The 25,749-nt window shown below is 69.0% G+C and carries 25 protein-coding genes and 5 tRNA genes; 18 read left to right on the forward strand and 12 right to left on the reverse strand.

All coding sequences use genetic code 11. The features are described 5' to 3' along the window. The first annotated feature begins 379 nt into the window (after positions 1–379). Positions 380–1,963: an acyl-CoA carboxylase subunit beta gene (locus tag ACFYP5_RS29360; protein WP_389041650.1), complete on the forward strand. Its 1,584-nt coding sequence runs from the start codon at positions 380–382 to the stop codon at positions 1,961–1,963. 63 nt (positions 1,964–2,026) lie between these two features. Next, the gene (locus ACFYP5_RS29365) at positions 2,027–2,233 is read left to right on the forward strand and encodes an acyl-CoA carboxylase subunit epsilon (protein ID WP_389041652.1); all 207 of its coding nucleotides are present in this window, start codon (positions 2,027–2,029) and stop codon (positions 2,231–2,233) included. A gap of 85 nt (positions 2,234–2,318) precedes the next feature. On the opposite strand, the gene ACFYP5_RS29370 is transcribed toward ACFYP5_RS29365, so the two are convergent. The 8 genes from ACFYP5_RS29370 to ACFYP5_RS29405 all read right to left on the reverse strand — a co-directional run bounded on the left by ACFYP5_RS29370 (position 2,319) and on the right by ACFYP5_RS29405 (position 12,861). Next, positions 2,319–2,900, reverse strand: a complete 582-nt coding sequence (locus ACFYP5_RS29370) for an ATP/GTP-binding protein (RefSeq protein WP_014048542.1) — start codon at positions 2,898–2,900, stop codon at positions 2,319–2,321. After that, on the reverse strand, positions 2,881–3,555 hold the full coding sequence (locus ACFYP5_RS29375; RefSeq protein ID WP_389041654.1) for a DUF742 domain-containing protein: 675 nt from the start codon (positions 3,553–3,555) through the stop codon (positions 2,881–2,883). The genes ACFYP5_RS29370 and ACFYP5_RS29375 overlap by 20 nt, the downstream gene beginning before the upstream one ends. Positions 3,556–3,644: 89 nt before the next feature. Continuing rightward, positions 3,645–4,058 carry a roadblock/LC7 domain-containing protein gene (locus tag ACFYP5_RS29380; protein ID WP_030980891.1) on the reverse strand — a complete coding sequence of 138 codons (414 nt, stop codon included), beginning with the start codon at positions 4,056–4,058 and terminating at the stop codon, positions 3,645–3,647. Positions 4,059–4,068: 10 nt separating this feature from the next. Beyond that, positions 4,069–7,251: a nitrate- and nitrite sensing domain-containing protein gene (locus ACFYP5_RS29385; RefSeq protein ID WP_389041655.1), complete on the reverse strand. Its 3,183-nt coding sequence runs from the start codon at positions 7,249–7,251 to the stop codon at positions 4,069–4,071. Positions 7,252–7,610: 359 nt separating this feature from the next. Then, positions 7,611–8,192, reverse strand: a complete 582-nt coding sequence (locus tag ACFYP5_RS29390; protein ID WP_073738725.1) for an ATP/GTP-binding protein — start codon at positions 8,190–8,192, stop codon at positions 7,611–7,613. Continuing rightward, entirely contained in the window at positions 8,173–8,580 is a 408-nt protein-coding gene (locus ACFYP5_RS29395) for a DUF742 domain-containing protein (RefSeq protein WP_389041657.1), read from the reverse strand. Before ACFYP5_RS29395 ends, ACFYP5_RS29390 begins: the two co-directional genes overlap by 20 nt. Positions 8,581–8,715: 135 nt before the next feature. Further along, positions 8,716–9,129 carry a roadblock/LC7 domain-containing protein gene (locus ACFYP5_RS29400; protein WP_024495006.1) on the reverse strand — a complete coding sequence of 138 codons (414 nt, stop codon included), beginning with the start codon at positions 9,127–9,129 and terminating at the stop codon, positions 8,716–8,718. A 9-nt stretch (positions 9,130–9,138) separates the two neighbouring features. Further along, positions 9,139–12,861: a nitrate- and nitrite sensing domain-containing protein gene (locus tag ACFYP5_RS29405; RefSeq protein ID WP_389041659.1), complete on the reverse strand. Its 3,723-nt coding sequence runs from the start codon at positions 12,859–12,861 to the stop codon at positions 9,139–9,141. Positions 12,862–13,438: 577 nt separating this feature from the next. Here ACFYP5_RS29405 and ACFYP5_RS29410 point away from each other — a divergent pair. The 9 genes from ACFYP5_RS29410 to ACFYP5_RS29450 all read left to right on the forward strand — a co-directional run bounded on the left by ACFYP5_RS29410 (position 13,439) and on the right by ACFYP5_RS29450 (position 17,373). Beyond that, positions 13,439–13,627 carry a hypothetical protein gene (locus tag ACFYP5_RS29410; RefSeq protein WP_389041661.1) on the forward strand — a complete coding sequence of 63 codons (189 nt, stop codon included), beginning with the start codon at positions 13,439–13,441 and terminating at the stop codon, positions 13,625–13,627. An 82-nt stretch (positions 13,628–13,709) separates the two neighbouring features. Next, the gene (locus ACFYP5_RS29415; protein WP_389041663.1) at positions 13,710–14,495 is read left to right on the forward strand and encodes a fumarylacetoacetate hydrolase family protein; all 786 of its coding nucleotides are present in this window, start codon (positions 13,710–13,712) and stop codon (positions 14,493–14,495) included. Then, on the forward strand, positions 14,488–15,999 hold the full coding sequence (gene gltX / locus ACFYP5_RS29420) for a glutamate--tRNA ligase (protein WP_389041665.1): 1,512 nt from the start codon (positions 14,488–14,490) through the stop codon (positions 15,997–15,999). Before ACFYP5_RS29415 ends, gltX begins: the two co-directional genes overlap by 8 nt. Before the next feature lie 96 nt (positions 16,000–16,095). Further along, positions 16,096–16,815 carry an HAD family hydrolase gene (locus ACFYP5_RS29425; RefSeq protein ID WP_389041667.1) on the forward strand — a complete coding sequence of 240 codons (720 nt, stop codon included), beginning with the start codon at positions 16,096–16,098 and terminating at the stop codon, positions 16,813–16,815. Positions 16,816–16,902: 87 nt separating this feature from the next. Then, a tRNA-Gln gene (locus ACFYP5_RS29430) sits at positions 16,903–16,974 on the forward strand. Between the two features lie 24 nt (positions 16,975–16,998). After that, a tRNA-Glu gene (locus tag ACFYP5_RS29435) sits at positions 16,999–17,071 on the forward strand. A gap of 61 nt (positions 17,072–17,132) precedes the next feature. Then, positions 17,133–17,205 (forward strand) — tRNA-Glu (locus ACFYP5_RS29440). A gap of 12 nt (positions 17,206–17,217) precedes the next feature. Further along, positions 17,218–17,289 (forward strand) — tRNA-Gln (locus ACFYP5_RS29445). Positions 17,290–17,300: 11 nt separating this feature from the next. Continuing rightward, positions 17,301–17,373 (forward strand) — tRNA-Glu (locus ACFYP5_RS29450). 90 nt (positions 17,374–17,463) lie between these two features. On the opposite strand, the gene ACFYP5_RS29455 is transcribed toward ACFYP5_RS29450, so the two are convergent. Beyond that, positions 17,464–18,105 carry a MerR family transcriptional regulator gene (locus ACFYP5_RS29455; protein ID WP_389041669.1) on the reverse strand — a complete coding sequence of 214 codons (642 nt, stop codon included), beginning with the start codon at positions 18,103–18,105 and terminating at the stop codon, positions 17,464–17,466. A 98-nt stretch (positions 18,106–18,203) separates the two neighbouring features. Between ACFYP5_RS29455 and ACFYP5_RS29460 the strand changes: the two genes are divergently transcribed. Then, a complete protein-coding gene (locus tag ACFYP5_RS29460) occupies positions 18,204–18,710 on the forward strand; it encodes a DUF4188 domain-containing protein (protein WP_389041671.1) in 507 nt (168 codons plus the stop codon). A 55-nt stretch (positions 18,711–18,765) separates the two neighbouring features. Here ACFYP5_RS29460 and ndgR read toward each other — a convergent pair whose 3' ends face one another. Continuing rightward, positions 18,766–19,482, reverse strand: coding sequence for an IclR family transcriptional regulator NdgR (gene ndgR, locus ACFYP5_RS29465; protein WP_030928691.1), 717 nt, complete (start codon positions 19,480–19,482; stop codon positions 18,766–18,768). Between the two features lie 174 nt (positions 19,483–19,656). Here ndgR and leuC point away from each other — a divergent pair, with 174 nt between their 5' ends. From leuC to ACFYP5_RS29485, 4 genes are all read left to right on the forward strand, one after another. After that, positions 19,657–21,081 carry a 3-isopropylmalate dehydratase large subunit gene (leuC, locus tag ACFYP5_RS29470; protein WP_389041672.1) on the forward strand — a complete coding sequence of 475 codons (1,425 nt, stop codon included), beginning with the start codon at positions 19,657–19,659 and terminating at the stop codon, positions 21,079–21,081. Between the two features lie 5 nt (positions 21,082–21,086). After that, positions 21,087–21,680: a 3-isopropylmalate dehydratase small subunit gene (leuD, locus tag ACFYP5_RS29475; protein ID WP_389041674.1), complete on the forward strand. Its 594-nt coding sequence runs from the start codon at positions 21,087–21,089 to the stop codon at positions 21,678–21,680. Between the two features lie 104 nt (positions 21,681–21,784). Next, a complete protein-coding gene (locus ACFYP5_RS29480; protein ID WP_030978727.1) occupies positions 21,785–22,012 on the forward strand; it encodes a hypothetical protein in 228 nt (75 codons plus the stop codon). A 143-nt stretch (positions 22,013–22,155) separates the two neighbouring features. Further along, entirely contained in the window at positions 22,156–22,821 is a 666-nt protein-coding gene (locus ACFYP5_RS29485) for an HU family DNA-binding protein (protein ID WP_313939364.1), read from the forward strand. 112 nt (positions 22,822–22,933) lie between these two features. Here the strand turns inward: ACFYP5_RS29485 and ACFYP5_RS29490 are convergent, their stop codons facing one another. Together ACFYP5_RS29490 and cofC are read right to left on the reverse strand one after the other, a co-directional pair. Further along, positions 22,934–23,137, reverse strand: a complete 204-nt coding sequence (locus ACFYP5_RS29490) for a hypothetical protein (RefSeq protein WP_030928676.1) — start codon at positions 23,135–23,137, stop codon at positions 22,934–22,936. Positions 23,138–23,147: 10 nt separating this feature from the next. Beyond that, the gene (cofC, locus tag ACFYP5_RS29495) at positions 23,148–23,831 is read right to left on the reverse strand and encodes a 2-phospho-L-lactate guanylyltransferase (protein ID WP_389041897.1); all 684 of its coding nucleotides are present in this window, start codon (positions 23,829–23,831) and stop codon (positions 23,148–23,150) included. Between the two features lie 150 nt (positions 23,832–23,981). On the opposite strand from cofC, the gene ACFYP5_RS29500 reads away from it, so the two are divergent. Together ACFYP5_RS29500 and ACFYP5_RS29505 are read left to right on the forward strand one after the other, a co-directional pair. Further along, the gene (locus tag ACFYP5_RS29500; RefSeq protein ID WP_389041676.1) at positions 23,982–24,734 is read left to right on the forward strand and encodes a lysophospholipid acyltransferase family protein; all 753 of its coding nucleotides are present in this window, start codon (positions 23,982–23,984) and stop codon (positions 24,732–24,734) included. Then, the gene (locus tag ACFYP5_RS29505; protein ID WP_389041678.1) at positions 24,731–25,741 is read left to right on the forward strand and encodes an NAD(P)H-dependent glycerol-3-phosphate dehydrogenase; all 1,011 of its coding nucleotides are present in this window, start codon (positions 24,731–24,733) and stop codon (positions 25,739–25,741) included. Before ACFYP5_RS29500 ends, ACFYP5_RS29505 begins: the two co-directional genes overlap by 4 nt. Positions 25,742–25,749: the final 8 nt, after the last annotated feature.

Genomic DNA, 25,749 nt, shown 5'->3' on the forward strand with positions numbered 1-25,749 from the left:
CTGTCGGGTCCCGCTCCCTCCGTACGACCCGGAGGTCGGGCCGGAGCGCAGCCGTGCGTAGCCCCTTCCGCGAGGCCGAGCGGCCGGCCATCACCCACTTGGGCGAACCGGCCGTGGGCCGTCCGGAGGAAATCCGGCAGGCGCAGGAGGCGCGGGCGGCGGATGCCCCGGGACCCACCGGTGTGCACCCCGGGAACTACCGGTATGTGCGGTACGACACAGGTGAGCCTTTGTGGAGCCCGCACAAACGGAGACGGTCGTGGGCTGGTGGTTCGCCTGCATGGCGCAAGGGTTCTGTCCGGCTCCACCAGGAAACGGGTCGGGAGACTGTGCAGAGTCGACGGCACGTTTCTCTTGGTCGGCTTCGTAGGGTCGATACATGACCGTTGTGGACGAAACCCCGGGCGAGCCGACCGACACCCGTGGCCGGGTGGCCGAACTGCTGGCACTGCGTGAGCAGGCACGGCGCGGACCGAGTGACCGGGCGACCGAGGCGCAGCACGCCAAGGGCAAGCTGACGGCCCGTGAGCGCATCGAGCTGCTCCTGGACCCGGATTCGTTCAAGGAGGTCGAGCAGCTGCGCCGGCACCGGGCGACCGGGTTCGGCCTGGAGGAGAAGAAGCCGTACACCGACGGTGTCATCACCGGCTGGGGCACGGTCGAGGGCCGCACGGTCTTCGTCTACGCGCACGACTTCCGGATCTTCGGCGGTGCCCTGGGCGAGGCCCACGCCACGAAGATCCACAAGATCATGGACATGGCGATCTCGGCGGGTGCCCCGCTGGTCTCGCTGAACGACGGCGCAGGGGCCCGGATCCAGGAGGGCGTCAGCGCGCTCGCCGGATACGGCGGCATCTTCCAGCGCAACACCCGGGCCTCCGGTGTCATCCCGCAGATCAGCGTGATGCTCGGCCCGTGCGCGGGCGGCGCGGCCTACAGCCCCGCCCTCACCGACTTCGTGTTCATGGTCCGCGAGACCTCCCAGATGTTCATCACCGGACCGGACGTCGTGAAGGCGGTCACCGGCGAGGAGATCTCGCAGAACGGCCTGGGCGGCGCCGATGTGCACGCCGAGACCTCGGGCGTGGCGCACTTCGCGTACGACGACGAGGAGACCTGCATCGCCGAGGTCCGCTACCTGATCGGGATGCTCCCGTCGAACAACCGGGAGAACCCGCCCACCGTGGCGAGCGACGACCCGGCCGACCGGCGCGGCGACGTCCTGCTCGACCTGGTGCCCGCCGACGGCAACCGCCCGTACGACATGCACAAGGTCATCGAGGAGCTCGTCGACGACGGCGACTACCTCGAGGTCCACGAGCGCTGGGCCCGCAACATCATCTGCGCCCTGGCCCGGCTCGACGGTCAGGTCGTCGGCATCGTCGCCAACCAGCCGCAGTCCCTGGCGGGTGTCCTGGACATCGAGGCGTCCGAGAAGGCGGCCCGCTTCGTCCAGATGTGTGATGCATTCAACATTCCCATCATCACTCTGTTGGACGTACCCGGCTTCCTGCCCGGCGTCGATCAGGAGCACGGTGGAATCATCCGGCACGGGGCGAAGCTGCTCTACGCGTACTGCAACGCCACGGTGCCGAGGATCTCGCTGATCCTGCGCAAGGCGTACGGCGGTGCGTACATCGTGATGGACAGCCAGTCCATCGGTGCCGACCTGACGTACGCCTGGCCCACCAACGAGATCGCCGTCATGGGCGCCGAAGGTGCCGCCAACGTCATCTTCCGTCGGCAGATCGCCGACGCCGAGGACCCGGAGGCCATGCGGATCCGCATGGTCAAGGAGTACAAGGCCGAACTGATGCATCCGTACTACGCCGCGGAGCGCGGACTGGTCGACGACGTCATCGACCCTGCCGAGACGCGCGAGGTGCTGATCGCCTCGCTCGCGATGCTCCGGTCCAAGCATGCCGATCTGCCGTCCCGCAAGCACGGCAACCCCCCGCAGTAGTCGCGGCCGGTGCACCACCCCGCACAGCCCGCCACGTACTGCCCAGAAGACGGAGAGACATCCATGAGCACCACTCCTGCCGAGTCCGTGCTGCGCGTCGAGAAGGGTCTTGCCGACCCCGAGGAGCTGGCCGCGATAACCGCGGTCCTGCTCGCCCGCGCAGCCGCCACCCCCGACGCCGCCCCGGCCCACCGCGGCCGTACCCACGCCGGCTGGCGCCGCCTCGAGCGCACCCCGGGCTTCCGCGCCCCGCACTCCTGGCAGGGCTGACAGCGGCCCGGCAGACGGCCCGCAGCACGCGAGAGGCCCCGCACTCCCTCGGGAGTGCGGGGCCTCTTCGTACGGCTGCGGGAGCCTACCGCAGGCGCGCCATCAGCGCGTGCTCCACGAGCGTGATGAGCGCGCTCTTGGCGTCCGCGCGGTGGCGGGCGTCCGTGGTCAGGATCGGGGTGTCGGGGCCGATCTGCAGGGCCTCGCGCACCTCGTCGGGGGTGTACGGCTGGTGTCCGTCGAAGCCGTTGAGGGCGATGACGAACGGCAGTCCGCTGTTCTCGAAATAGTCGACGGCCGGGAAGCAGTCGGCGAGACGCCGGGTGTCGACGAGGACGACGGCCCCGATCGCGCCGCGGACGAGGTCGTCCCACATGAACCAGAACCGGTCCTGACCGGGCGTACCGAAGAGGTACAGGATCAGGTCCTGGTCCAGGGTGATACGGCCGAAGTCCATGGCCACCGTCGTGGTGGTCTTGTCCCCTGTGTGCGTCAGATCGTCGATGCCCGCGGACGCGGACGTCATCACGGCTTCGGTGCGCAGCGGGTTGATCTCCGAAACGGCACCGACGAACGTGGTCTTACCCACGCCGAAGCCCCCTGCCACCACGATCTTCGCGGAGGTAGTGGAGCGGGCTGCTCCGCCGCTAGAGCTTGCGAAGTCCACTGAGCACCCTTTCGAGCAGTGTCACATCTGGCTGGCCGCCGGCGGACTCGTCGCCGCCGGGCTGATGGATAGCGACGAGTCCGGCCTCGGCCAGGTCGGCTACGAGGATCCGGGCAACGCCGAGGGGGATCGTGAGAAGCGCCGAGATCTCGGCAACCGACTTGATCTCGAAGCACAGCCGGCAGATCCGCTGGTGCTCGGGCAACTGCCCTTGCAGCCGCGACGGATCGGCCGTGGTACTGACCAACGCCTCAATGGCGAGCTGGTATCGCGGTCGGGTCCGGCCGCCGGTCATGGCGTACGGACGGACCAGCGGGTTGTGGGCGGCGGGACCGGCGGGCTCGGCGGGCCGCCGCGGCTGCACCGTCTGAATGCGGGGCTGCTGGGGCGATTCGATCCGATGCGGGCGCTGAGGGCGCTGCGGCGGTTGCGGCGGCTGCTGCTGCCAGCCACCGTCCTGCTGCCACCCGCCGTCCTGCGCCTGCTGCCACCCGCCGTCCTGCGGCTGCCGGGGCGGGTACGGCTGCTGGGGCTCGTAAGGCTGCTGCGAGCCCTGTCTGCGGGGGGTGGAGGGGAAGTTGTAACGGTTGTCCCCGTGCTCGCCCGGTACTTGCTGACCACCGTCGTACTGGTGTCCGCCTGGGGGTGTTGCCACAATTCCTCCTCCGACTGCCGGTCCCGATCCCAGTGGGGCCGCGCCACCGCACCTTATGGTGCGGTGACGCATAACGCACTGTCTGTCTACTAGTTAAGAAGACTTCCCTGCAGTTCGGCACGGAGGTCCGGGGTGAGGACCGTGCCTGCACGATCGACCAGAAGGGCCATTTCGTACCCAACCAGACCGATATCGGCGTCGGGGTGGGCGAGAACAGCCAGCGAAGATCCGTCGGAGATGGACATGATGAAGAGGAATCCGCGCTCCATCTCCACAACTGTCTGATTCACCGCACCGCCCTCGAAGATCCGCGAGGCGCCCGCGGTCAGCGAGGTCAGGCCGGAAGCGACGGCCGCCAGCTGGTCGGCACGGTCCCGCGGGAATCCTTCGGACATGGCCAGCAGGAGTCCGTCGGCGGAGACCACCACCGTGTGCGACACCCCGGGGGTGTTGTCCACGAAGTTGGTGATCAACCAGTTGAGATTCTGCGCCGCCTGGCTCATCGGGCTCACACTAACGCTCCTGGTTGTAGGTATTACTTGTGTCCGAACCAGCGTTGCGACCCCGCTGAATGCCCCGTCGCAGGTTGCTCAACCTGCCCCGGACGTCCTCAGGGGCGCGGGAGACCTGAGGGCCGCCCTGCTGGGTCTGCTCCGCCGTGCCCTCGACCAGATTGGCCTTGGGCACTCGCCGGGGAAGTCCGGACGGGGTGACCCCACCCGCCTTCGGCTCCCGGAGCTTCTCGGCCCGCTCCCAGCGCTCGTCGTTCGTCGAGCGCCAGTCGTCGGAACCGTTCCCGTCCTGCTGCGCGGGCGACGGCCGCTGCGGCAATTCCTGCTGCTGCGGCTGCTGCTGTGCTGCGACGGACTGGTCATTGCCGCGGCCCGTGGGCTGCCAGTGCTGCTGACCGCCCCGGCGCGGCAGACCGGCATCGGTCATCTCGCTGCCGACGTTCGGGGTGGGACCCGAACGGTCGAAGCCTACGCGCTCCTGCGGCTCGGCGGGAGCGCTCGGGACAGATTCCGGTTCGGCCTGCGACATGGGCTCGTACGGACCCTGGTACGCGCCCTGATCAGCCCACTCTCCCTGGTGGGGCTGGGCGGCGAACTGGTCCTCGTAGCCCCGCTGAGCGCTCTCGGAGGCGGCATATGCCGCCTCCGTATAGCCGCCCTGCGACGGGTAGTCGGGCTGCTCGGTGTAGCCGTTGTCGCCGCTGTACGCGTCGTAGGAACCGTCGTACGCGGCCTGCGCGTACTGCTCCTGCTGCGGGTCCTGTGCGTATGCGTTCTCGGCGTAGGAGGCGTCCTGGTACGCACCGCCCTGGAACGCGTCTTCCTGGAACTGCGGGCGTTCGCCGCCCGTCTGGGCCTCCAGTGCGGCCCGGCGCTCCTCACGCATCAGCGAGCGGCCCACCGGGTCGAGCTGCGCGGGGTCGACCGCCGGGTCCTCGTAGCGCGAGTCGTCGAAGCCGAGCTCCGCCGCCGTACGCATCTGGGGCTGCTGCGGAAGCGGTTCGAAGGCCTGCTGCCGCGGGATGATCGAGGAGACCGTGAAGTCGTCCTGGGCGGCGAGCGGTTCGAGCTGGCCGCCGCCGCCGTGCGTGATCGCGTCCGGCAGCATGACCAGGGAGGTGGTTCCGGCCTGCTCGCCCGAGGGGCGCAGCTGGACCCGGATGCCGTGGCGGTCGGCGAGCCGGCCGACCACGAAGAGACCCATCCGCTGGGACACCGCGGCGTCCACCGTCGGCGGGTTGGCCAGCTTGTGGTTGATGTCCGCGAAGTCCTCGGCCGTGAGGCCGATGCCCTTGTCGTGGATCTCGACCATCACACGGCTGTCCGGCAGCCGGGTCGCGGTGACGCGGACCTTGGTCTGCGGCGAGGAGAACGTGGTGGCGTTCTCCAGCAGCTCGGCCAGCAGGTGCACGAGGTCGGTGACGGCCTGGCCGTGGATCTCGGTCTCCGGGACACCGGAGAGCTCGATGCGCTCGTACGACTCCACCTCGGAGGAGGCGGCCCGCAGGACGTCGACCAGCGGAACCGGCTGGTTCCAGCGGCGGCCCGGCTCCTCGCCGGCGAGGACGAGGAGGTTCTCGCCGTTGCGGCGCATACGGGTGGCCAGGTGGTCCAGCCGGAAGAGGCTCTCCAGCTGGTCCGGGTCGGCCTCGTTGTTCTCCAGGTCGGTGATGAGGGTCAGCTGGCCCTCGATCAGCGACTGGTTGCGGCGCGACAGGTTGGTGAAGATCGCGTTGACGTTGCCTCGGAGCATGGCCTGCTCGGCAGCGAGCCGAACCGCCTCGCGGTGCACCTGGTCGAAGGCGCGGGCGACCTCGCCGATCTCGTCCCGGGTGGTGATCGGGATCGGCTGGACGCGGGTGTCGACCCGGCCCGGCTCGGTCCGCGACAGCTGGTCGACGAGCATCGGGAGCCGCTGCTCGGCGATCGAGAAGGCGGCGGTACGCAGCTGGCGCATCGAGCGGCTCATCTGGCGGGCCACGAGACCGGCCAGGATGAAGGCGGCCAGCAGGGCCACGAGCACGATCGCGGCGTTGACGATGGCGTCGGTCTTGGCGCTGGACGAGATGTCCGCCGCCTCGGTCACGGCCTTGTCGACGAGCTCGTCCTCGACCGTGGTGTAGCCGTCGAACTTGGCGGTGGAGGCGGCCATCCAGGTCTCGGGCGTGATGCCCTTCTGGGCCAGCTTGCCGGGCTGCTGGCCCTGACCGATCTGCTGGGCCATCCCGTCGAAGACGGAGCCGTCGATGCTGGGCGGCGCGACGAACGGCACACCCGCCGCGTCCGCCTGTGCCTTTGCGGCCTTCAGCTTCTTGGCACCGTCGGCCGCCTTGGCGGCCATCACCTGCTTCAGCCGGGCGGCATCGGCCTCCGTACCACCGGAGACGAACTCGCCGAGGGCGATCTGCTCCAGGTAGTTGTACGAGCCGAAGGCCTTGACCTGGGCGTTGAACTTGACGCCCTCCTGGCTCGGACGCACCAGCAGGTGCATACCGATGGAGCGCTGAAGCGATTCTGCGGCCTTGGCCAGCTCGATCGCGTAGACCGTACGGCCGTAGCTCGTGATGTTGCCGGTGCCGAGGCCGAGCTCGTTGCAGAACTCCATCAGGGAGTGCTGGACCTTGACGTAGCCCTCTTCCGTCTTCACGGGGTCCATGGCCTCGGCGTAGGCGGCCTTGCGCAGGTCGGGGAGCTTGGGCTCCTCCTGCTTGAAGAGCTGGAGACGACGCTCCAGGCCCTGCTTCTTCGGCATGCCCTGCACGGCCTCGTCGAACTTGGCGGCGGCCGCGTCCGTGGCGGCGTACACCTGGGCGACGACGGCTGCGTCGCGCTTGTTCGACAGCAGGGGCTGGGCGGAGAGGTCACGCTCGTTGAGCAGTGCCTGTCCGTACACCGAGGCCGCGCGCACGATCAGCGCGGTCTTCTCGGCGTCCTGGGCCTCTCTCCAGGTGTCGATCGACCCCTTCACCTGGAAGCCGCCCATGACGAGGCCGACCAGGACAGGGATCAGAAGGATCGCGTTCAGCCGGGTGGGCACCCGCCAGTTGCGCGGGGACAGCCGACTTGTGCTGCCGCCGGCCGGTGCCTCTTCGGACACCTCGGCGGGTGGCGCCGCGGTGCGCGGCGGCGGGGTGAAGTTGCCCCGCTCCTGCTGCGCCGCGGAGCCCTCGTTGCTACGCCTCACTCGACCAACAACCTCTCGGCGTCGGCACCTACGCTGTGCCGTTTTTCGTTCAGGGCCGTACTACTCGGGAGTTTCGTCGAATTGCAGCACGGGGACCGGCCGCGTTCCAAACAGTCGGAATGAGCCATTCCGAGTGGTCCAAGCCTCAGATAAAACGGGCATAAAGAGCGAGCCCCGTCAAAAGGCGGGGCTCATGTGAGCACAGCGACACCAGGCGAATGCATCGGGTGTTGAAGCCGGAGCAATTCTCTGTCGAAACGTTATGAACACGGGGGCGGATCGTGTCGAAGGACACAGTCCACCCCCGTGCGACTACAGCAACTTCCGTATCCCCATACCGACTTGCGGCGAGCGTTCGGCTACTTGAGCCGAGCCATCAGGGCGTGCTCGACGAGCGTGATCAGACCGCTCTTCGCATCGCCGCGGTGGCGGGCGTCCGTCGTGATGATCGGGGTGTCGGGGCCGATCTGCAGGGCCTCGCGCACCTCGTCGGGGGTGTACGGCTGGTGTCCGTCGAAGCCGTTGAGGGCGATGACGAACGGCAGTCCGCTGTTCTCGAAATAGTCGACGGCCGGGAAGCAGTCGGCGAGACGCCGGGTGTCGACGAGGACGACGGCACCGATCGCGCCGCGGACGAGGTCGTCCCACATGAACCAGAACCGGTCCTGACCGGGCGTACCGAAGAGGTACAGGATCAGGTCCTGGTCCAGGGTGATACGGCCGAAGTCCATGGCCACCGTCGTGGTGGTCTTGCCGCCTGTGTGCGTCAGATCGTCGATGCCCGCGGACGCGGACGTCATCACGGCTTCCGTACGCAGCGGGTTGATCTCCGAAACGGCACCGACGAACGTGGTCTTACCCACGCCGAAACCGCCCGCCACCACGATCTTCGCGGAAGTGGTGGCCCGGGCCGCACCGCCGCTAGAGCTTGCGAAGTCCACTGAGCACCCTTTCGAGCAGTGTCACATCCGGCGCGCCGCCGGCCTCTCCGTTGCCCGGCTGGTGGATGGCCACCATGCCGGCTTCCGCCAGATCCGCGACAAGGATCCGGGCCACACCGAGCGGCATCGACAGCAGTGCCGACACCTCGGCCACCGACTTGACCTCACGGCAGAGGTGGCAGATCCGCTGGTGCTCCGGGAGCAGCGTCCCCAGGTGCGCCGGGTCGGCCGTGGTCGACACCAGCGCCTCTATGGCGAGCTGGTAGCGCGGCCGGGTCCGGCCGCCGGTCATGGCATACGGACGGACCAGCGGCTGGTCGCCTTCACCTTCGTACGGCGCGTGGTGCAGTGCGCCGTACGGATCGGGTGAGGCGGGTGGCGGGGTCATGAATCCTCCGGGCGTGACAGCTTGGTGTCGGCTTGCCGTCTGAAGGGGCCGGTGGGGGGCTGAAGCGGCCGGACGGTCGATGGTGGGTGTGCGGTACCTGGGGGGGATCGCGTCGGTCACCGGTTCATGGCCGCCTCAGTGGAGCAGGCTGCCCTGGAGCTCGGCGCGGAGGTCGGGGGTGAGAACTGTCCCCGCGCGGTCGACCAGCAGGGCCATCTCGTACCCGACCAGACCGATGTCGGCGTCCGGGTGGGCGAGCACGGCCAGCGAGGAGCCGTCCGAGACGGACATCAGGAAGAGGAACCCGCGCTCCATCTCCACCACGGTCTGGCTGACGGCGCCGCCCTCGAAGATCCGGGAGGCGCCCGCGGTCAGCGAGGTCAGCCCGGAAGCGACGGCCGCCAGCTGGTCGGCACGGTCCCGCGGGAATCCTTCGGACATGGCCAGCAGGAGTCCGTCGGCGGACACCACCACCGTGTGCGACACCCCGGGGGTGTTGTCCACGAAGTTGGTGATCAACCAGTTCAGATTCTGTGCGGCCTGACTCATCGGGCTCAACTAACGCTCCTGCTGGTGAGTGGGGCCGAGTGGGAAACTGCCGGTCGACGAGCCGTTGTTGGCCTGCCGACCCTGCTGGATACCCCGGCGGAGATTGGTCAGTCGCCCGCGCACGTCATCGGGCGCACGCGAAACCTGAGGACCCGACTGGTGGCTCTGCTGCTGGGCGGTGCCCGGCACCAGATTGGCACGCGGCACCCGGCGAGGCAGACCGGAAGTGGTAATTCCGCCTGCCGCGGGCTTCTTGGCCCGCTCCGCCTGCCGGACGAGTTCGTCGTTCGGCGAGGTACGCCAGGTACTGGTGGTGGCGCCCGTGTCACCCGCACCGCGACGCGGCATCGGGGCAGCGGGACGATCCTGGGGGGCCTGCTGGGGGGCGGACGGTGCCTGCGGCCCGGCGGGCGGCTGCTGACCGCCCTGCTGCGGGCCGTGGAACCAGTTCGTCTCCAGGGTGTCGTACAGCGGCGTACGACCGTCCCCGGGGCCCGCCGGAGGCAGCGCCTCGGGCTGCGGCTGCGGCGGCAGGACCGGACGGTACTGCCCGTCAGCCGCGGGAGCGGCGGCCGGACGAGGAGCACGGAAGTCCTCGTTGTCCCGGCCGCGCGGACGCGGAGCCGGCAGCCCCTGGTCCTGCGAGGGCTGCGGACGGCCGAAGTCCGGACGGGTGAACTGCGCGGTGCCCGCCGGGTCCTGGTGTTGCGGAGCCGGGGCCGAGAAGTCCGGCCGGGCGAACTCGGCGGTGGAGCCGGGGCCCTGACGGTCGTCCAGCGGGGGACGCTGGCCCATGGCCGGGTTCATCGGCCGCTGGAACTGGCCGGTGGACTCGGGCTCCTCGTGACCGCGCGGGGCGTCGAGCGGGTTGCGCCGCGGCACCGACGGACTCTCGGTGCCCCAGCTGGGGGTCTGCGGGCGCTGCGGCTGCGGGTTGCCGCCGGGCAGCTCGGCACGGGGCCCGCCGACGGGCGGCAGCTGACGGCCGGGGACGCCCGGCCCGCCGGACTGCTGGAAGCCGCCCTGGTTGTCGGGGTTGTTGTGCCGGGCCTGCCGCGGCTGGGGCGTCTGCCGTCCGGCCGGACCGTTCTGGTGGCCGGGCTGACCCGGCTGGTCGTACTGCCCCGGCCGGCTCTGGCCGAACAGGTTGGACTGGCCCTGGTCCGTACGGCCGGGATCGCCCTGACCTCCGGGTGCACCGAGCCGGGCGCCGCCGCCGAAGGCGCCGGAGAGCCCGCCGCCCTGACGCGGCGGCTCCTGCCGCGCGAAGTCCTGCGGGCCGGTGCCGGAGAGCCCGGCACTCTGGAACCCGGCGTTCTGCTGACGCTGCTGGTTCGGCTGAGGCTGCTGCCCCTGCTGACCCTGCTGATTCGGCTGGCCCTGCTGGTTCTGCGGCTGACGGGGACCGCCGCCGTCACGCGCCGGCAGTGCGGCCCGCGGACCGGAGCCCGCACCGACCTGTCCGCGCTGCGCACCGGCGGCCGCGCCGAGGCCCGGCCGGTTGCCGCCGCCGGCGACGGCGCCGTTGCCGGCAGCGCGCTGCTGACCCGCGGCCGGCTTCGGCGCCGGCTGCTTGCCGCCGTGCGCGACATCGACAGGGAGCATGACCAGCGCGGTCGTGCCACCGGAGTCGGACGGTCGCAGCTGGATCCGGATGCCGTGACGCAGGGACAGCCGGCCGACCACGAACAGACCCATCCTGCGCGAGACCGAGACGTCCACGGTGGGGGGCGAAGCGAGCCGCTCGTTGATCGCCGCGAGGTCCTCGGGGGAGAGGCCGATACCCGTGTCGTGGATCTCCACGAGCACTCGCCCGTCGGGCAGTGCGTGACCGGTGACCCGGACCTTCGTCTGCGGGGACGAGAACGACGTGGCGTTCTCCAGCAGCTCGGCGAGCAGGTGCACGAGGTCGTTGACCACACGGCCGGCGACCTCGGTGGCGGGCACCGCGGCCAGTTCGATGCGCTCGTACTGCTCCACCTCGGAGGCGGCGGCACGGAGAACGTCGACCAGCGGGACCGGGCGGGTCCACCGGCGGCCCGGCTCCTCGCCCGCGAGGACGAGGAGGTTTTCGCCGTTACGGCGCATACGGGTCGCGAGGTGGTCGAGCTTGAAGAGGGACGACAGCTGGTCCGGGTCGGCCTCTCGGGACTCCAGTTCGGAGATGAGCGAGAGCTGACGCTGGATGAGACCCTGCGAACGCCGCGAGAGGTTGGTGAACATCGCGTTGACGTTGCCTCGCAGCAGCGCCTGCTCGGCGGCGAGGCGGACGGCCTCGCGGTGCACGTCGTCGAAGGCCGCGGCCACCTTGCCGATCTCGTCACGGGAGTGCACACCGACCGACTCGACCGAGGTGTCGACGTCCTGCGGGTCCGCCTCGGAGAGCTGCTTGACGAGCTCCGGCAGACGGTCCTGGGCGACCCGGGTGGCGGTGTCCTGCAGTCGCCGCAGCGAGCGGATCATGGACCGGGCGACGACGAAGGCGCCGACCAGCGAGACACCGAGCACCAGCAGGATGAGCACACCGCTGATGATGGCCTCGCGCTGCGACTGGTCGCGGAGTTCGCGGGCCTTGCCCTCCATGTCGCTGAGGAGAGTCTCCTCGATGGTCTTCATCGCCTGGATCTTGGTGGAGCTCTGGTCGTACCAGTCCAGGTACGAACGCTGCGCCGTGCCCGCCATGCCGGTGGGGCTGTCGAGCACCTTCTGTGCGTAGGTGTCGGCCGCCTTGATCTCCGGGTTGTTGCCGTTCTCCAGTGTCGCCGTCAGTTCCTCGGCGTTCTGTCCCGAGGCCGTGTAGGTCACGTTGAACGACTTCAGCGCCAGCGTCTCCTTGTGGAGGGCGGCGCGGCCGAACTGCCGGTCGTTCTGGTCGAGATGCGATCCGCTTTGGCCACCGCCGCCCGGCAGCGCCGCGGCGATGATCGCCCGCTGGACCGACGCGTACTCCTTGGCGGAGGAGAACGCCGCCAGGGCACGGGTCCGCTTGATCATCTCGGGGTTGCTGGTCGCCTGCGCCATGTCCTGCGAGAGGCTCAGCAGCGAGGTGATCAGCTGGCTGTACGCATCGACGGTCTGGAGACTCGGGCTGCCCTTCGCATACGCGTCCTTGCGTATGTCACGGATCTGTCCGAGCTGGCCGGCGATCTGCGCGACGCTCGAGTGGATGCCCTCAAGAGCCTCGTCGCCGTCGGTGTTGCCGATCTCGGTCGTCGCCGCGAAGAACGCGGCCTTCGCCCGGTCGGTCCTCTTGCGCGGCTCGGCGACCTTGGTGTCGTCGACCTTGACCCCGTTGGCCAGCGGACCGGCCGACCGGTCGCGCTCCTCCTGGAGCGCCTGGGCGAGCGTGGTCGCCTGCTTGGTCATCTGGGTGAGCAGCTGCATATGGTCCAGCTGCTGTATGTCGTTCATGGAGTCGTTGATGCGCAGACCACCCAGGGTGGTCGCGGCGACTACCGGAAGGGCGAGCAGCGAGATCAGACGCGTACTGATGCGCCAGTTCCGAAGAGCTATCCGCGAGCCCGTGTTGACGGCGCCCCGGGGCACGAGCGGGGTGATCGGATCGGCGCTGCTACTCGCCGTGCCGGCCGAGCGCGGGGCGCGCTCGCTGCTGTCGCCGGCCGCGGCCGGTCCGGGGTTCTGGGCGTGCTGGGGCGAGGAACCGCGGTCGGTCCCGCCGTGCGGCTCCTGTTCCGCCGCAGCGCTGCCATCCCTCTTGAAACGTCCCTGCACTAGCGTCGCAACCTCTGGACCAGGCGTCCCCCCGCGTAGACGGGCGGGACGGTGTCGGCGTCGTGGGGCGTTTTCCCGCCCCATGGTGGTCGTGAGTGACCGGCGCTCTTCCCCTTCCCGCCGCCACTCGGCGCTGCGTTGCGCCCCTGCGCGCCGGCCTGAAACCCGCGGCGGTGCGTGGAATTCCAGCACAGTGCCGGATCTCCAACAAGGCCCCCGAGTCACGCCGTGACCGGAGTGACACGTTGTGATGGCTGGGTGACAAGTAGTGGAGAGTGTTTAGGGGCAAAATGGTTCATCGAGGGCACAAGTGGTGGAGGTCGGGGGTGTCCCAGTCGACATGATCAGCAGCGGAATGGTTCATTCAGTGATGCAATGTCCGTTTCTTCGATCAAGGTCGGACGCCCGGAATGAGGTAATTGTCGACTGCTTCGTGAGAAAACTCACATGATGATCGTCGTCTCTTCCGGGGATCCGGAGGGAATTGGATGTTTAGCCTGACGCTTTACAGGGATGGCAAATCCGACAACCCGCGCCCCTCCGGGCGGCGCCTGTACCGACAGGGTCTTGACGGCAGATGAAGACGACGATGATGTTCCGCAACATTGCCAACCCCCGGCGCACCACGCTGGCGCACCTCAAGGACGCCGAAGTGCTGCAGACGCCGGAACAGCAGGAGCACGCCGTCGACCTGCCGACGCAGACGGCCAACCCGCGTCGCACCATCCTGATGGAAGCCCCGGCCATGGCCGCCACCGCCGAGTAATGCGCGCGATTGTCCCCCTCACCCGCGTTAGCCTGGGGCGTCAGTCTTCAGTCAGCCAGCAAGTGAGGGGCGACAGCATCCCGTGCGCATCGCCAGGTTCTCCATCGACGGCAATGTCGCCTTCGGCGCGGTCGAGGGCGACGGCACCGTCGACTCCGGTGACCTCGTCCTCGACATCATCAAGGGCATCCCGTACGCCGACTTCGAGCTCTCCGGCACCAAGGTCCCGCTGAGCAAGGTCCGGCTGCTGCCGCCCGTGCTCCCCAACAAGGTCGTGGCCATCGGCCGCAACTACGCGGAGCACGCCGCAGAACTCGGCAATGAGGTCCCGGAGGTACCGGTCGCCTTCTTCAAGCCCACCACGTCGGTGATCGGCTCCGGGGACGCCATCGAGTACCCCGCCTTCTCCAACGAAGTGCACTACGAGGCCGAGCTGGCCGTGGTCATCGGCCGGTTGTGCCGTGAAGTGCCGCGTGAGCGCGTCAAGGACGTCATCTTCGGCTACACCTGCGCCAACGACGTCACCGCCCGCGATGCCCAGAAGCGCGAGAAGCAGTGGGCCCGGGCCAAGGGATTCGACACGTCCTGTCCGCTCGGCCCCTGGGTGGAGACCGACCTCGACCCCACCGACCTCACCATTCAGGCGACGGTCAACGGCGAGCAACGTCAACTGGGCCGTACGAGCGAAATGATCCGCTCCATCGAGGACCTGGTGGTCCACATCACGGAGGCGATGACGCTGCTCCCGGGCGATGTGATCCTCACCGGCACTCCGGCAGGGGTCGGACCCCTGCATGTCGGCGACGAGGTCGCCGTCTCCATCGAAGGCATCGGCACTCTCACCAACAAGGTGATCAAGCGTGGCTAACACGAACTCCCCCAAGCTCTCGACTTCGCTCGAGCAGGGGGTACCCCCCCGCGTACGTTTCTGTCCCTCCCCGACCGGCAACCCGCACGTGGGCCTGGTCCGCACCGCCCTCTTCAACTGGGCCTTCGCCCGGCACCACGGCGGCACCCTGGTCTTCCGGATCGAGGACACCGACGCGGCCCGCGACTCCGAGGAGTCGTACGACCAGCTGCTCGACTCGATGCGCTGGCTCGGTTTCGACTGGGACGAGGGCCCCGAGGTCGGCGGCCCGCACGCCCCGTACCGGCAGTCGCAGCGCATGGACATCTACAAGGACGTCGCCGAGAAGCTTCTCGCCGGCGGCTATGCGTACCACTGCTACTGCACCACCGAGGAGCTCGACACCCGCCGCGAAGCCGCCCGCGCGGCCGGCAAGCCGTCCGGCTACGACGGCCACTGCCGCGACCTGACAGCCGAGCAGACCGCCGCGTACGAGGCCGAGGGCCGGACGTCCATCGTCCGTTTCCGGATGCCCGACGAGGCGCTCACCTTCACGGACCTGGTCCGCGGCGAGTTGACCTTCCAGCCGGACAACGTGCCGGACTACGGCATCGTCCGGGCCAACGGCGCCCCGCTCTACACGCTGGTCAACCCGGTCGACGACGCGCTGATGGAGATCACCCACGTCCTGCGCGGCGAGGACCTGCTCTCCTCCACCCCGCGTCAGATCGCCCTCTACAAGGCACTCATCGAGCTGGGCATCGCCAAGGCGACCCCTGTCTTCGGGCACCTGCCGTACGTCATGGGCGAGGGCAACAAGAAGCTCTCCAAGCGTGACCCGCAGGCCTCGCTCAACCTCTACCGCGAGCGCGGCTTCCTCCCCCAGGGACTGCTCAACTACCTCTCCCTGCTGGGCTGGTCGATCGCCGAGGACCGCGACATCTTCTCCATCGAGGAGATGGTGGCGGCGTTCGACATCAAGGACGTCAACGCCAACCCGGCGCGCTTCGACCTGAAGAAGTGCGAGCACATCAATGCCGAGCACATCCGCATGCTCGACGTGAAGACCTTCACCGAGTCGTGCGGTCCCTGGCTGAAGGCTCCGTTCGCCCCGTGGGCCCCGGAGGCCTTCGACGCCGCCCGGTTCGAGGCCATCGCCCCCTACGCCCAGACACGTGTCACCGTCCTCTCGGACATCACGGCCAACGTCGACTTCCTCTTCCTCGACGAGCCGGTCGAGGACGAGGCGTCCTGGGCCAAGGCGATGAAGGAGGGTTCCGACGCCCTGCTCGTCACCGCCCGCGCGAAGTTGGCCGACGCCGAGTGGAACGCCGAGGCGCTGAAGAACGCCATCCTCGCCGCCGGTGAGGAGCACGGTCTGAAGCTCGGCAAGGCCCAGGCCCCTGTCCGCGTCGCCGTCACAGGCCGCACGATCGGTCTGCCGCTCTTCGAGTCCCTTGAGATCCTGGGGCGCGAGAAGACGCTCGCCCGGATCGACGCGGCACTGGCCAAACTGGCCGCGTAAGCGCTCCCGTACGCCCGAAGGGGGCGGTCGCCGGTTTCAGCCGGTGGCCGCCCCCTTCCGCGTGGCCCCACCCCGGCTGAGCGGTAGCGTGGCCTCATGCCGATCCGAGCCGTGCTCTGGGACATCGACGACACGATCTTCGACTACACGGGCGCCGACCGTGTCGGCATGCGCAAGCATCTGGCGAGCGAGGGCCTGCCCGCCGGATACGCGTCCGTCGAGCAGGCCCTCACTGCGTGGCGGGCCATCACCGATGTCCAGTGGGAGCGTCTCGCCGCCGGGGAGACCGACTTCCAGGGGCAGCGCCGGGAGCGGGTCCGGGCGTTCCTCGGGCGCTGGCTGACGGACGCGGAGGCCGACGAATGGTTCGGCCGGCACGTCGTCCACTACGAGGCGGCCTGGGCGCTCTTCCCGGACGCGGTGCCCGCTCTGGACCTGCTGGCCGACCGCTACCGGCACGCCGTCCTGTCGAATTCCAGCATCGTCAACCAGGACCGCAAACTGCGCACCCTCGGCGTGCGGGACCGCTTCGAGGTGGTGGTGTGCGCGGTGGAGCTCGGCATCTCCAAGCCCGAGCCCGGAGCGTTCCACGCCGCCTGCGACGCGCTCGGGCTGGCGCCGCAGGACGTCGTGTACGTCGGCGACCACCCGGACATCGACGCCGGTGGGGCCGTGGCGGCCGGGCTGAAGGGGGTCTGGCTGGACAGGGACGGGCGTGGCGGACGGCCCGAGCTGGTCCGGATCACCGGCCTTGATCAGCTACCCGGGCTGTTGGCGGGCAATACCCGTTTTGGAGCGCCGGACACCTTCAGGTAATGTTCTTCCTGCGCCGCCCGAGCGGGCCGAAAGATCCGGTCGGGAGGCGCAAGCCGAACAAAATCCCCTCTGGGGGTTGAGTTTTGGTGGGCTATGGTGTAATTGGCAACACTACGGTTTCTGGTACCGTCATTCTAGGTTCGAGTCCTGGTAGCCCAGCGCAGAGCTTCATCTGTAAAACACGCCCCCGTTGTGTAGCGGCCTAGCACGCTGCCCTCTCACGGCAGTAGCGCCGGTTCGAATCCGGTCGGGGGTACAGATCCTTCCCGCGAGATCATTTGGGTCGCACCCATCGATTTCGATGCAGGATCGCTAGGGCCCCCGTTGTGTAGCGGCCTAGCACGCTGCCCTCTCACGGCAGTAGCGCCGGTTCGAATCCGGTCGGGGGTACTTGTAACACCATGGGCTATGGTGTAATTGGCAACACTACGGTTTCTGGTACCGTCATTCCAGGTTCGAGTCCTGGTAGCCCAGCGCAGTGTCGCGCCCCCGTTGTGTAGCGGCCTAGCACGCTGCCCTCTCACGGCAGTAGCGCCGGTTCGAATCCGGTCGGGGGTACAACAGAGCAGAAGACCAAGGGCCCTTCACTTCGGTGAAGGGCCCTTGGTCGTATGTCCGGGGCCCGTTGCGGGCCGGGGCCCGCCGTGTTCAGAGGCCGTACCGTCGGGCCGACTCCTCCTCCTGGGCCAGCCTGCGCAGCGCCAGCAGCAGCGGCTCGTAGAGCACCGCCGAGGCGACCGCCATCTCCACCTGCTCCGCGCCCGCCGGATAGGACTCCATCATGTCCAGGTCGTGGACGGCCACTTGCTCCATGAGGCGGGCCTGCTCCGCCAAGTACTCGATGTCACAGGGGTAGCCGAGCCGGATGAGGGTGGCCATGGACGCGACCAGTGCGCGGTGCACGGGGTCCAGTGAGCCGAGTTCCTGGACGAACGCCCAGCCGAGCCGGTCGAGAAGCCGGTCGACCTCGTGGCGCGCCACGGCCGTCTCCGGGGCTTCCTCGTCCGGCTCGGGGCCGTGCGGCAGGGACCACAGTGCCGCGCCGAGACGGATCGTCCGGCCGAGGGACTCGTCGTCGACATGTGCCAGTACCTCGCGGGCTGTTGCCACCGGCAGGCTGCCGACCTGGATCAGCGCCCGTACCAGACGGAGCCGGCGCAGATGGCTCTCGTCGTACTCGGCCTGGGTCGCGCTGACGCGTTCACCGGGCGGCAGCAGCCCCTCACGCAGGTAGTACTTGATCGTCGTGGTCGTGACGCCGCTCTGCTTGCTCAGTTCCGACAGTCGCATGTCCGGGCCTTCCCTTGCGCCACCCCTTGGGCAGTGCCACTATCCAATCATTGGATAGTGGCACTCTCCAATAGTCGCCACGAGACAGGGGGCACTGCATGTTCGCGAAGCCGATACCGGGGCGGACGACCGCGGCCGCTGAGGGAGAGGTGGTCGTGCTGCTCATCGGGATGCGCATCAACCACTTCTGGGGCGTGCACCACTGGCTGCCGGTTCTCCTCGCAATGCCGCGCATGCTGCGGGAGTTGAGCCGGGACAGGAGCCGCGGGCTGCTCGGTCACACGCTGCTGACCGGGTCGCCGAGGACGTACTACGTCGTCCAGTACTGGGAGTCGAAGGAGAAGCTGTACGCGTATGCGAGCGCTCCCGACATGTTCCACCGCAAGGCCTGGGCGATGATGAACCGTAAGGAGAAGAAGTCCAGGCAGCACGTGGGGCTGTGGCACGAGACGTACATCGCAGCCGAGGGGTCGTACGAATCGATCTACGCCGACATGCCGCCGTACGGACTGGCTGCGGTGACCGGCGTGCTGCCCGTCGAGGGGCGGGGCCGTCGCGCGGCGGATCGTCTCGCGCATCGCTCGGCCACGGAGCGGAAGGGCTGAGCGGGGCCGCCACGACGCTGGGGCGGCCTTTCGGACCAGAGGGAGAACGAGTACGTCAGCCGTTGCGGCGCAGGGCCTCGCTCAGCCGCGCGGCCGAGTCGATGACCGCCTGTGCGTGCATCCGGCCCGGGTGACGGGTCAGCCGCTCGATCGGTCCGGAGACCGAGACGGCGGCGACCACCCGGTTCGACGGGCCGCGCACCGGCGCCGAGACCGAGGCGACACCCGGTTCCCGCTCGCCGATCGACTGGGCCCAGCCGCGCCGCCGGACACCGGAGAGCGCCGTCGCCGTGAAGCGGGCGCCCTGGAGGCCGCGGTGCAGGCGCTCCGGCTCCTCCCAGGCCATCAGGATCTGGGCCGACGAGCCGGCCTTCATGGTGAGCGTGGAGCCCACCGGCACCGTGTCCCGCAGTCCGGACAGCCGCTCCGCGGCCGCCACGCAGATCCGCATGTCGCCCTGCCTACGGTAGAGCTGCGCGCTCTCGCCGGTGATGTCGCGCAGGTGTGTGAGAACCGGGCCGGCCGTCGCCAGCAGACGGTCCTCGCCGGCCGCGGCCGCGAGCTCCGCCAGCCGTGGGCCGAGGATGAAACGGCCCTGCATGTCCCTCGCCACCATCCGGTGGTGTTCCAGTGCCACGGCCAGTCGATGTGCCGTGGGTCGTGCGAGCCCGGTCGCCGCGACCAGCCCGGCGAGGGTGGCCGGACCGGACTCCAGGGCGCTCAATACCAGAGCTGCCTTGTCGAGAACGCCGACGCCGCTAGAGTTGTCCATACGACGATACTCGCGTCTCACTCTGTGAAACGCAAGTTCAATTTTCGGCAGAAGTTGCGAACCTGTAGGTGCGGCCATACAAGGGCCCGAAGCCACCGCCCCGCACGGGGGTCCGGACGGCGGCGCACCGAATCTCTAGTTGGGCCGGCGAAGACGCCGGCCGGAGGGAAAGCGATGGGTAGGACACTCGCGGAGAAGGTCTGGGACGACCATGTCGTCCGGCGCGCCGAAGGTGAGCCCGACCTCCTCTTCATCGATCTGCACCTGCTGCACGAGGTGACCAGCCCGCAGGCCTTCGACGGCCTCCGTCAGGCCGGACGCCGGGTGCGGCGCCTCGACCTCACCATCGCCACCGAGGATCACAACACCCCGACCCTCGACATCGACAAGCCCATCGCCGACCCGGTCTCCCGCGCCCAGTTGGAGACGCTGCGCAAGAACTGCGCGGAGTTCGGCGTACGGCTGCACCCGCTGGGCGACGTCGAGCAGGGTGTCGTGCACGTGGTCGGCCCGCAGCTGGGCCTGACCCAGCCCGGCACCACGGTCGTCTGCGGCGACTCCCACACCTCCACGCACGGCGCGTTCGGCGCGCTGGCGTTCGGAATCGGCACCAGCCAGGTCGAGCACGTGCTCGCCACCCAGACGCTGCCGCTGGCCCGTCCGAAGACCATGGCGATCACCATCGACGGCGAACTGCCCGACGACGTGACCGCCAAGGACCTGATCCTCGCGATCATCGCCCGGATCGGCACCGGCGGAGGCCAGGGCTACATCCTCGAATACCGCGGCTCCGCCATCGAGAAGCTCTCGATGGAAGCCCGGATGACCATCTGCAACATGTCGATCGAGGCGGGCGCCCGGGCCGGCATGATCGCCCCGGACGAGACCACGTTCGACTACCTGAAGGGCCGCGACCACGCCCCGCAGGGCGAGGACTGGGACGCCGCTGTCGCGTACTGGAGGACGCTGCGCACGGACGAGGACGCGGTCTTCGACGCCGAGGTCGTCATCGACGCCGCGGAACTGGCCCCGTTCGTCACCTGGGGCACCAACCCCGGTCAGGGCGCGCCCCTGTCGGCGAACGTCCCCGACCCCGCTTCGTACGAGGACGTCTCGGAGCGGAACGCCGCCGAAAAGGCCCTGGAATACATGGGGTTGACCGCCGGGCAGCCGCTGCGCGAGATCGGCGTCGACACCGTCTTCGTAGGCTCCTGCACCAACGGCCGCATCGAGGACCTGCGTAACGCGGCCTCGATCCTGGACGGCCGCAAAGTCGCCGACGGCGTACGGATGCTGGTCGTCCCCGGTTCGGTCCGGGTCGCCCTGCAGGCTGTCGAGGAGGGCCTGGACAAGGTCTTCACCGCGGCCGGCGCCGAATGGCGGCACGCGGGTTGCTCGATGTGTCTCGGTATGAACCCCGACCAGCTGGCCCCCGGCGAGCGCTCAGCCTCGACCTCGAACCGTAACTTCGAGGGCCGGCAGGGCAAGGGCGGCCGTACTCACCTGGTCTCCCCGCAGGTCGCCGCCGCCACCGCCGTGCTGGGCCACCTGGCCTCGCCGGCCGACCTGTCCGACGCCCGTACGTCCGCCGGAGTCTGAGAATCATGGAAGCTTTCACCGCACACACCGGCCGGGCCGTCCCGCTGCGCCGCAGCAACGTCGACACCGACCAGATCATCCCCGCGCACTGGCTGAAGAAGGTCACCCGCGACGGCTTCGAGGACGGACTCTTCGAGGCCTGGCGCAAGGACGGGGACTTCGTCCTCAACCGCCCCGAGCGGGACGGCGCCACGGTCCTGGTGGCAGGTCCCGACTTCGGTACCGGCTCGTCCCGCGAACACGCTGTCTGGGCCCTGCAGAACTACGGTTTCAAGGCCGTCATCTCCTCCCGGTTCGCCGACATCTTCCGCGGCAACTCGCTGAAGAACGGCCTGCTGACCGTCGTGCTCGACCAGAAGGTGGTCGACGCGCTCTGGGAGCTGACCGAGGCCGACCCGAAGGCCGAGATCACCGTCGACCTGCAGGAGCGCCAGGTCCGCGCCGAGGGCATCACCGCCGACTTCGAGCTCGACGAGAACGCCCGCTGGCGACTGCTGAACGGGCTGGACGACATCAGCCTCACCCTTCAGAACGAAGCGGACATCGCGACTTATGAGGCGGCAAGGCCGACCTTCAAGCCGCGTACAATTAACGTCTGAGCAGCGCGTTTCCAGTACTGCGCCCTCTGCCTTCTGGTAGAGGGCGCAGTCGCTTGTTGAGACCCCGTCGGGCGACAACTCGCCCCAGATGGCACAATCGGTGCATGGAACGCGACAGCCAACTCAAGCTTTACGGCCAAGTCGCCGACCAATTGAAGGAAGCGCACGCAAGAGTGCGCGCACTGCAAGTCCCGGAGGGCGTAAGGATGGCGCTGTCCCGGAAGCTGTTGGTCGTCACGGCCGCGGCGAAGCACGATCTACCGGATGCGGCAAGGCGTCTGGACCGGTTGATGAAGGACCTCGACGAGGGCCGATTCCCCGAAGGTGACTGACTCTGCGGAACTGCGCAGCGGTCGACTTCGTTGCGGCACTAGGGTGATTAGCCCGTTTCGTGTTTGATTTGCGGTATATATCTGCCTAACGTGCGAAAACGCTTGAACACTTTCGTTCTGGCAATGTCTCCGAAGGGGAAGACGTGAACAAGGCGCAGCTCGTAGAAGCGATTGCCGACAAGGTCGGCGGCCGCCAGCAGGCCGCAGACGCTGTCGACGCGGTACTCGACGCGATCGTCCGTGCCGTTGTCGCCGGGGACCGTGTCTCGGTCACCGGCTTCGGCTCGTTCGAGAAGGTCGACCGCCCGGCTCGCTACGCCCGCAACCCGCAGACGGGTGAGCGCGTACGGGTCAAGAAGACCTCGGTGCCCCGCTTCCGCGCGGGACAGGGCTTCAAGGACCTGGTGAGCGGCTCGAAGAAGCTCCCCAAGCACGATGTGGCCGTGAAGAAGGCGCCCAAGGGCAGCCTCTCGGGCGGTGCTTCCACCCGTACGACCACGAAGGCCGCCGCCAAGAAGGCCACCGCCAAGAAGGCCACGGCGAAGAAGGCCACCGCCAAGAAGGCCGTGACGGCGGCGAAGACCACCGCCGCGAAGAAGACCACGGCGAAGAAGACCACCGCGGCGGCCAAGAAGGCCACGCCGGCGAAGAAGACCACGGCCGCGGCGGCGAAGAAGACCACGGCCGTCAAGAAGACCGTCGCCAGCAAGACCGCGCCCGCCAAGAAGGCCACGGCGAAGAAGGCGCCCGCGAAGAAGACCACGGCGCGCAAGACCACGGCCAAGAAGGCCGTCGCGCGAAAGAAGTGAGACCGAGCAGCGCAGGGCTACTCACACGCGCCGGGCCGGGCTCCCCACGGGGAGCCCGGCCCGCGGGCTGTTCGGCGCCCGGCCCGCTGCCGGGAGAGGGCCCAGGGGCCCTTCAGAACGTCTGCAGTGTCACCAGGGTGATCCGCCGGTCCGCACCCTCGCCCGCGACCTCGATTCGCACCCGCTGCCCGGGGCGCAGCAGCCGCAGGCCGCCCGCGTCGAAGGCCGGGGCGTCGAATTCCACCGGGGTGCCGTCGTCGAGCAGCACACTGCCGGTGCGGGTCTCGGGGTCGTACGTGTACGAGGTCGCCTGCATGAACGGCAGCCTATCGGTCCCGCGCGGGCACGCCCGCGGCCCAGCGGTCCGCCGTGTACGGGCCCACCCCGAGGCGCACGGCCGCCCGCAGATCGTCGCCGGTGTCCACGTCCTGGCGGACCGAATCGATACCGGCCGACGTGATTTCCACCGCGCCGGAGGAAAGGTGCCGGGCCCTGGATCGGCCGCCGAAAGCCGGACGCAATTCCACCCCGGATGAAGCCGAAAGAAATGTCGTGCCGATTCCCGTCGCATCCGTGACAAATGCGCGAGGAAATTCGGCTGCGAAATCGAGGACCCGGGCCAATTCCCCGGGGCGCAGTGCGGGCAGATCCGCGTTCAGCGCCGCGACCGCCGCGGCGGGCCGCCGGCCGCGCACCGCCCGCTCGCCGTGGACGAGTGCGGCGTTGAGCCCGGCGGCCGGTTCGTCGGGCACGGTGCGTGCCCCGAGCGCCGCCAGCGCCGCCGCGGCCACAGGGTCGTCCGTGACGACCACCACATCCCGTACGGCCCGGCACGAGAGCGCGGCAGCCACGGTGTCCTGGGCGAAGGCCAGGGCGAGCCGGGGGCGCAGCAGGACGCCGGCCGCCCGTGTCAGCCTGCTCTTGCCTTGCGCCAGCGGCTTCAACGGGACGACCAGGGACCACAGGCCGGTCGGGTCGGTGTTCGTGGCGATCTCCCCCTCGATGCATATCGCCGCTCATTCTCGCCTGCCGGTGCGACAACCCGGAGGGTCGGTCCCGGAGGCGGGGCGTACCGTGTTCTCGACAGAGCAGGGGCCTGGGGTCACAATTGGCCGCCCACAGTCAGGCAGCACGTCAGGTCCGTAGAGGAAGGTGTCCGAGTGTCCCGCCGCAGAATCGGCTTCTGGTACCGCCTGGCGGCGGTCATCGCAAAACCGCCGCTGGTGGTTCTGTTCAAGCGTGACTGGCGGGGCATGGAACACATCCCGGCCGACGGTGGATTCATCACTGCGGTCAACCACAACTCGTATCTGGACCCGCTTTCCTACGGTCACTTCCAGTACAACACCGGCCGGGTGCCGCGGCTTCTCGCCAAGGCGGGCCTCTTCAAGACCCCCTTTGTCGGAATGATGCTGCGTGGCACCGGACAGATCCCCGTGTACCGCGAGACGACCAATGCGTTGGACGCTTTCCGGGCCGCCGTCGACGCCATCGAGCGCGGCGAGTGCGTCGCCTTCTACCCGGAGGGCACCCTCACCCGCGACCCCGACATGTGGCCGATGGCAGGCAAGACCGGTGCCGCCCGCGTCGCGTTGATGACGAAGGCCCCGGTCATCCCCGTCGCGCAGTGGGGCGCCAACCTCGCGATGCCGCCGTACGCCAAGGAGCAGAAGCTCCGGCTCTTCCCCCGCAAGACACTCCAGGTGCAGGCCGGTCCGCCCGTCGACCTCTCCCGGTTCTACGACAAGGAGCCGACGCCCGAGGTCCTGCGTGAGGCGACCGAGGTCATCATGGCCGCGGTCACCGCCCAGCTCGAAGTCGTACGCGGCGAGAAGGCCCCCGCCGAGCTCTACGACCACCGCAAGGCGCGTGCCGAACAGCGGCGCAAGGCCGAAGGGAAGGGACCCAAGTGACGCACCCCGTAAAAGCAGCCGTCTTCGGAACCGGCTCATGGGGTACGGCCTTCGGCATGGTCCTCGCCGACGCCGGTGGCGAGGTCACTCTCTGGGGACGCCGTGCCGAGGCCGTCGAGGCGATCAACACGACCCGTACCAACCCCGACTATCTGCCGGGAATTGAACTCCCCGAGTCCATCAGGGCCACCACCGACGCCACGGAGGCGCTGCGCGGTGCCGACTTCGCCGTGCTCGCTGTGCCGTCGCAGACGCTGCGCGCCAACCTCGCCGAATGGGCCCCGCACCTCGGACCGGACACCGTCCTCGTCTCGCTGATGAAGGGGGTCGAACTCGGCACCGCCGAGCGGATGAGCGAGGTCATCGAGGACGTCACCAAGGTCGGCGCGGACCGCATCGCCGTCGTCACCGGCCCCAACCTCGCCAAGGAGATCGCCGAACGCCGTCCTGCCGCGGCCGTCGTCGCCTGCCGGGACGAGTCGGTGGCCCGTCGCCTCCAGGCCGCCTGTCACACCCCGTACTTCCGCCCGTACACCATCACCGATGTGGTCGGGGCCGAACTCGGCGGCGCGGTCAAGAACGTCATCGGGCTCGCCGTAGGCATCGCCGACGGGATGGGCCTCGGCGACAACGCCAAGGGCTCGCTCATCACCCGTGGCCTCGCCGAGACCACCCGGCTCGGCCTCGCCATGGGCGCCGACCCGCTGACGTTCTCCGGACTCGCGGGCCTGGGCGACCTGGTGGCGACCTGCTCCTCGCCGCTGTCGCGCAACCACACCTTCGGCACCAACCTCGGCCGCGGCATGACCCTGGAAGAGACCATCGCCGTCACCAAGCAGACCGCCGAGGGCGTCAAGTCCTGTGAATCGGTGCGCGATCTGGCCCGCCGGCACGGGATCGACATGCCCATCACGGAGACGGTCGTCTCCATCGTCCACGAGGGCAAGCCGCCGATGGTCGCTCTGGGCGAGCTGATGTCGCGCAGCGCGAAGGCCGAGCGCCACTGAGTGGCGGC

Source organism: Streptomyces sp. NPDC005262, assembly GCF_042872425.1.
Lineage (GTDB): Bacteria > Actinomycetota > Actinomycetes > Streptomycetales > Streptomycetaceae > Streptomyces.

What these genes read in the sequence shown, in the direction of transcription:
- ACFYP5_RS29360 (WP_389041650.1), top strand. Translation starts at nt 380, where the DNA reads ATGACCGTTGTGGACGAAACCCCGGGCGAGCCGACCGACACCCGTGGC.
- ACFYP5_RS29365 (WP_389041652.1), top strand. Translation starts at nt 2,027, where the DNA reads ATGAGCACCACTCCTGCCGAGTCCGTGCTGCGCGTCGAGAAGGGTCTT.
- ACFYP5_RS29380 (WP_030980891.1), bottom strand. Translation starts at nt 4,058, where the DNA reads ATGAGCCAGGCGGCGCAGAATCTCAACTGGTTGATCACCAACTTCGTG.
- ACFYP5_RS29395 (WP_389041657.1), bottom strand. Translation starts at nt 8,580, where the DNA reads ATGACCCCGCCACCCGCCTCACCCGATCCGTACGGCGCACTGCACCAC.
- ACFYP5_RS29400 (WP_024495006.1), bottom strand. Translation starts at nt 9,129, where the DNA reads ATGAGTCAGGCCGCACAGAATCTGAACTGGTTGATCACCAACTTCGTG.
- ACFYP5_RS29410 (WP_389041661.1), top strand. Translation starts at nt 13,439, where the DNA reads ATGAAGACGACGATGATGTTCCGCAACATTGCCAACCCCCGGCGCACC.
- ACFYP5_RS29425 (WP_389041667.1), top strand. Translation starts at nt 16,096, where the DNA reads ATGCCGATCCGAGCCGTGCTCTGGGACATCGACGACACGATCTTCGAC.
- ACFYP5_RS29455 (WP_389041669.1), bottom strand. Translation starts at nt 18,105, where the DNA reads ATGCGACTGTCGGAACTGAGCAAGCAGAGCGGCGTCACGACCACGACG.
- ACFYP5_RS29460 (WP_389041671.1), top strand. Translation starts at nt 18,204, where the DNA reads ATGTTCGCGAAGCCGATACCGGGGCGGACGACCGCGGCCGCTGAGGGA.
- ndgR (WP_030928691.1), bottom strand. Translation starts at nt 19,482, where the DNA reads ATGGACAACTCTAGCGGCGTCGGCGTTCTCGACAAGGCAGCTCTGGTA.
- leuC (WP_389041672.1), top strand. Translation starts at nt 19,657, where the DNA reads ATGGGTAGGACACTCGCGGAGAAGGTCTGGGACGACCATGTCGTCCGG.
- leuD (WP_389041674.1), top strand. Translation starts at nt 21,087, where the DNA reads ATGGAAGCTTTCACCGCACACACCGGCCGGGCCGTCCCGCTGCGCCGC.
- ACFYP5_RS29480 (WP_030978727.1), top strand. Translation starts at nt 21,785, where the DNA reads ATGGAACGCGACAGCCAACTCAAGCTTTACGGCCAAGTCGCCGACCAA.
- ACFYP5_RS29490 (WP_030928676.1), bottom strand. Translation starts at nt 23,137, where the DNA reads ATGCAGGCGACCTCGTACACGTACGACCCCGAGACCCGCACCGGCAGT.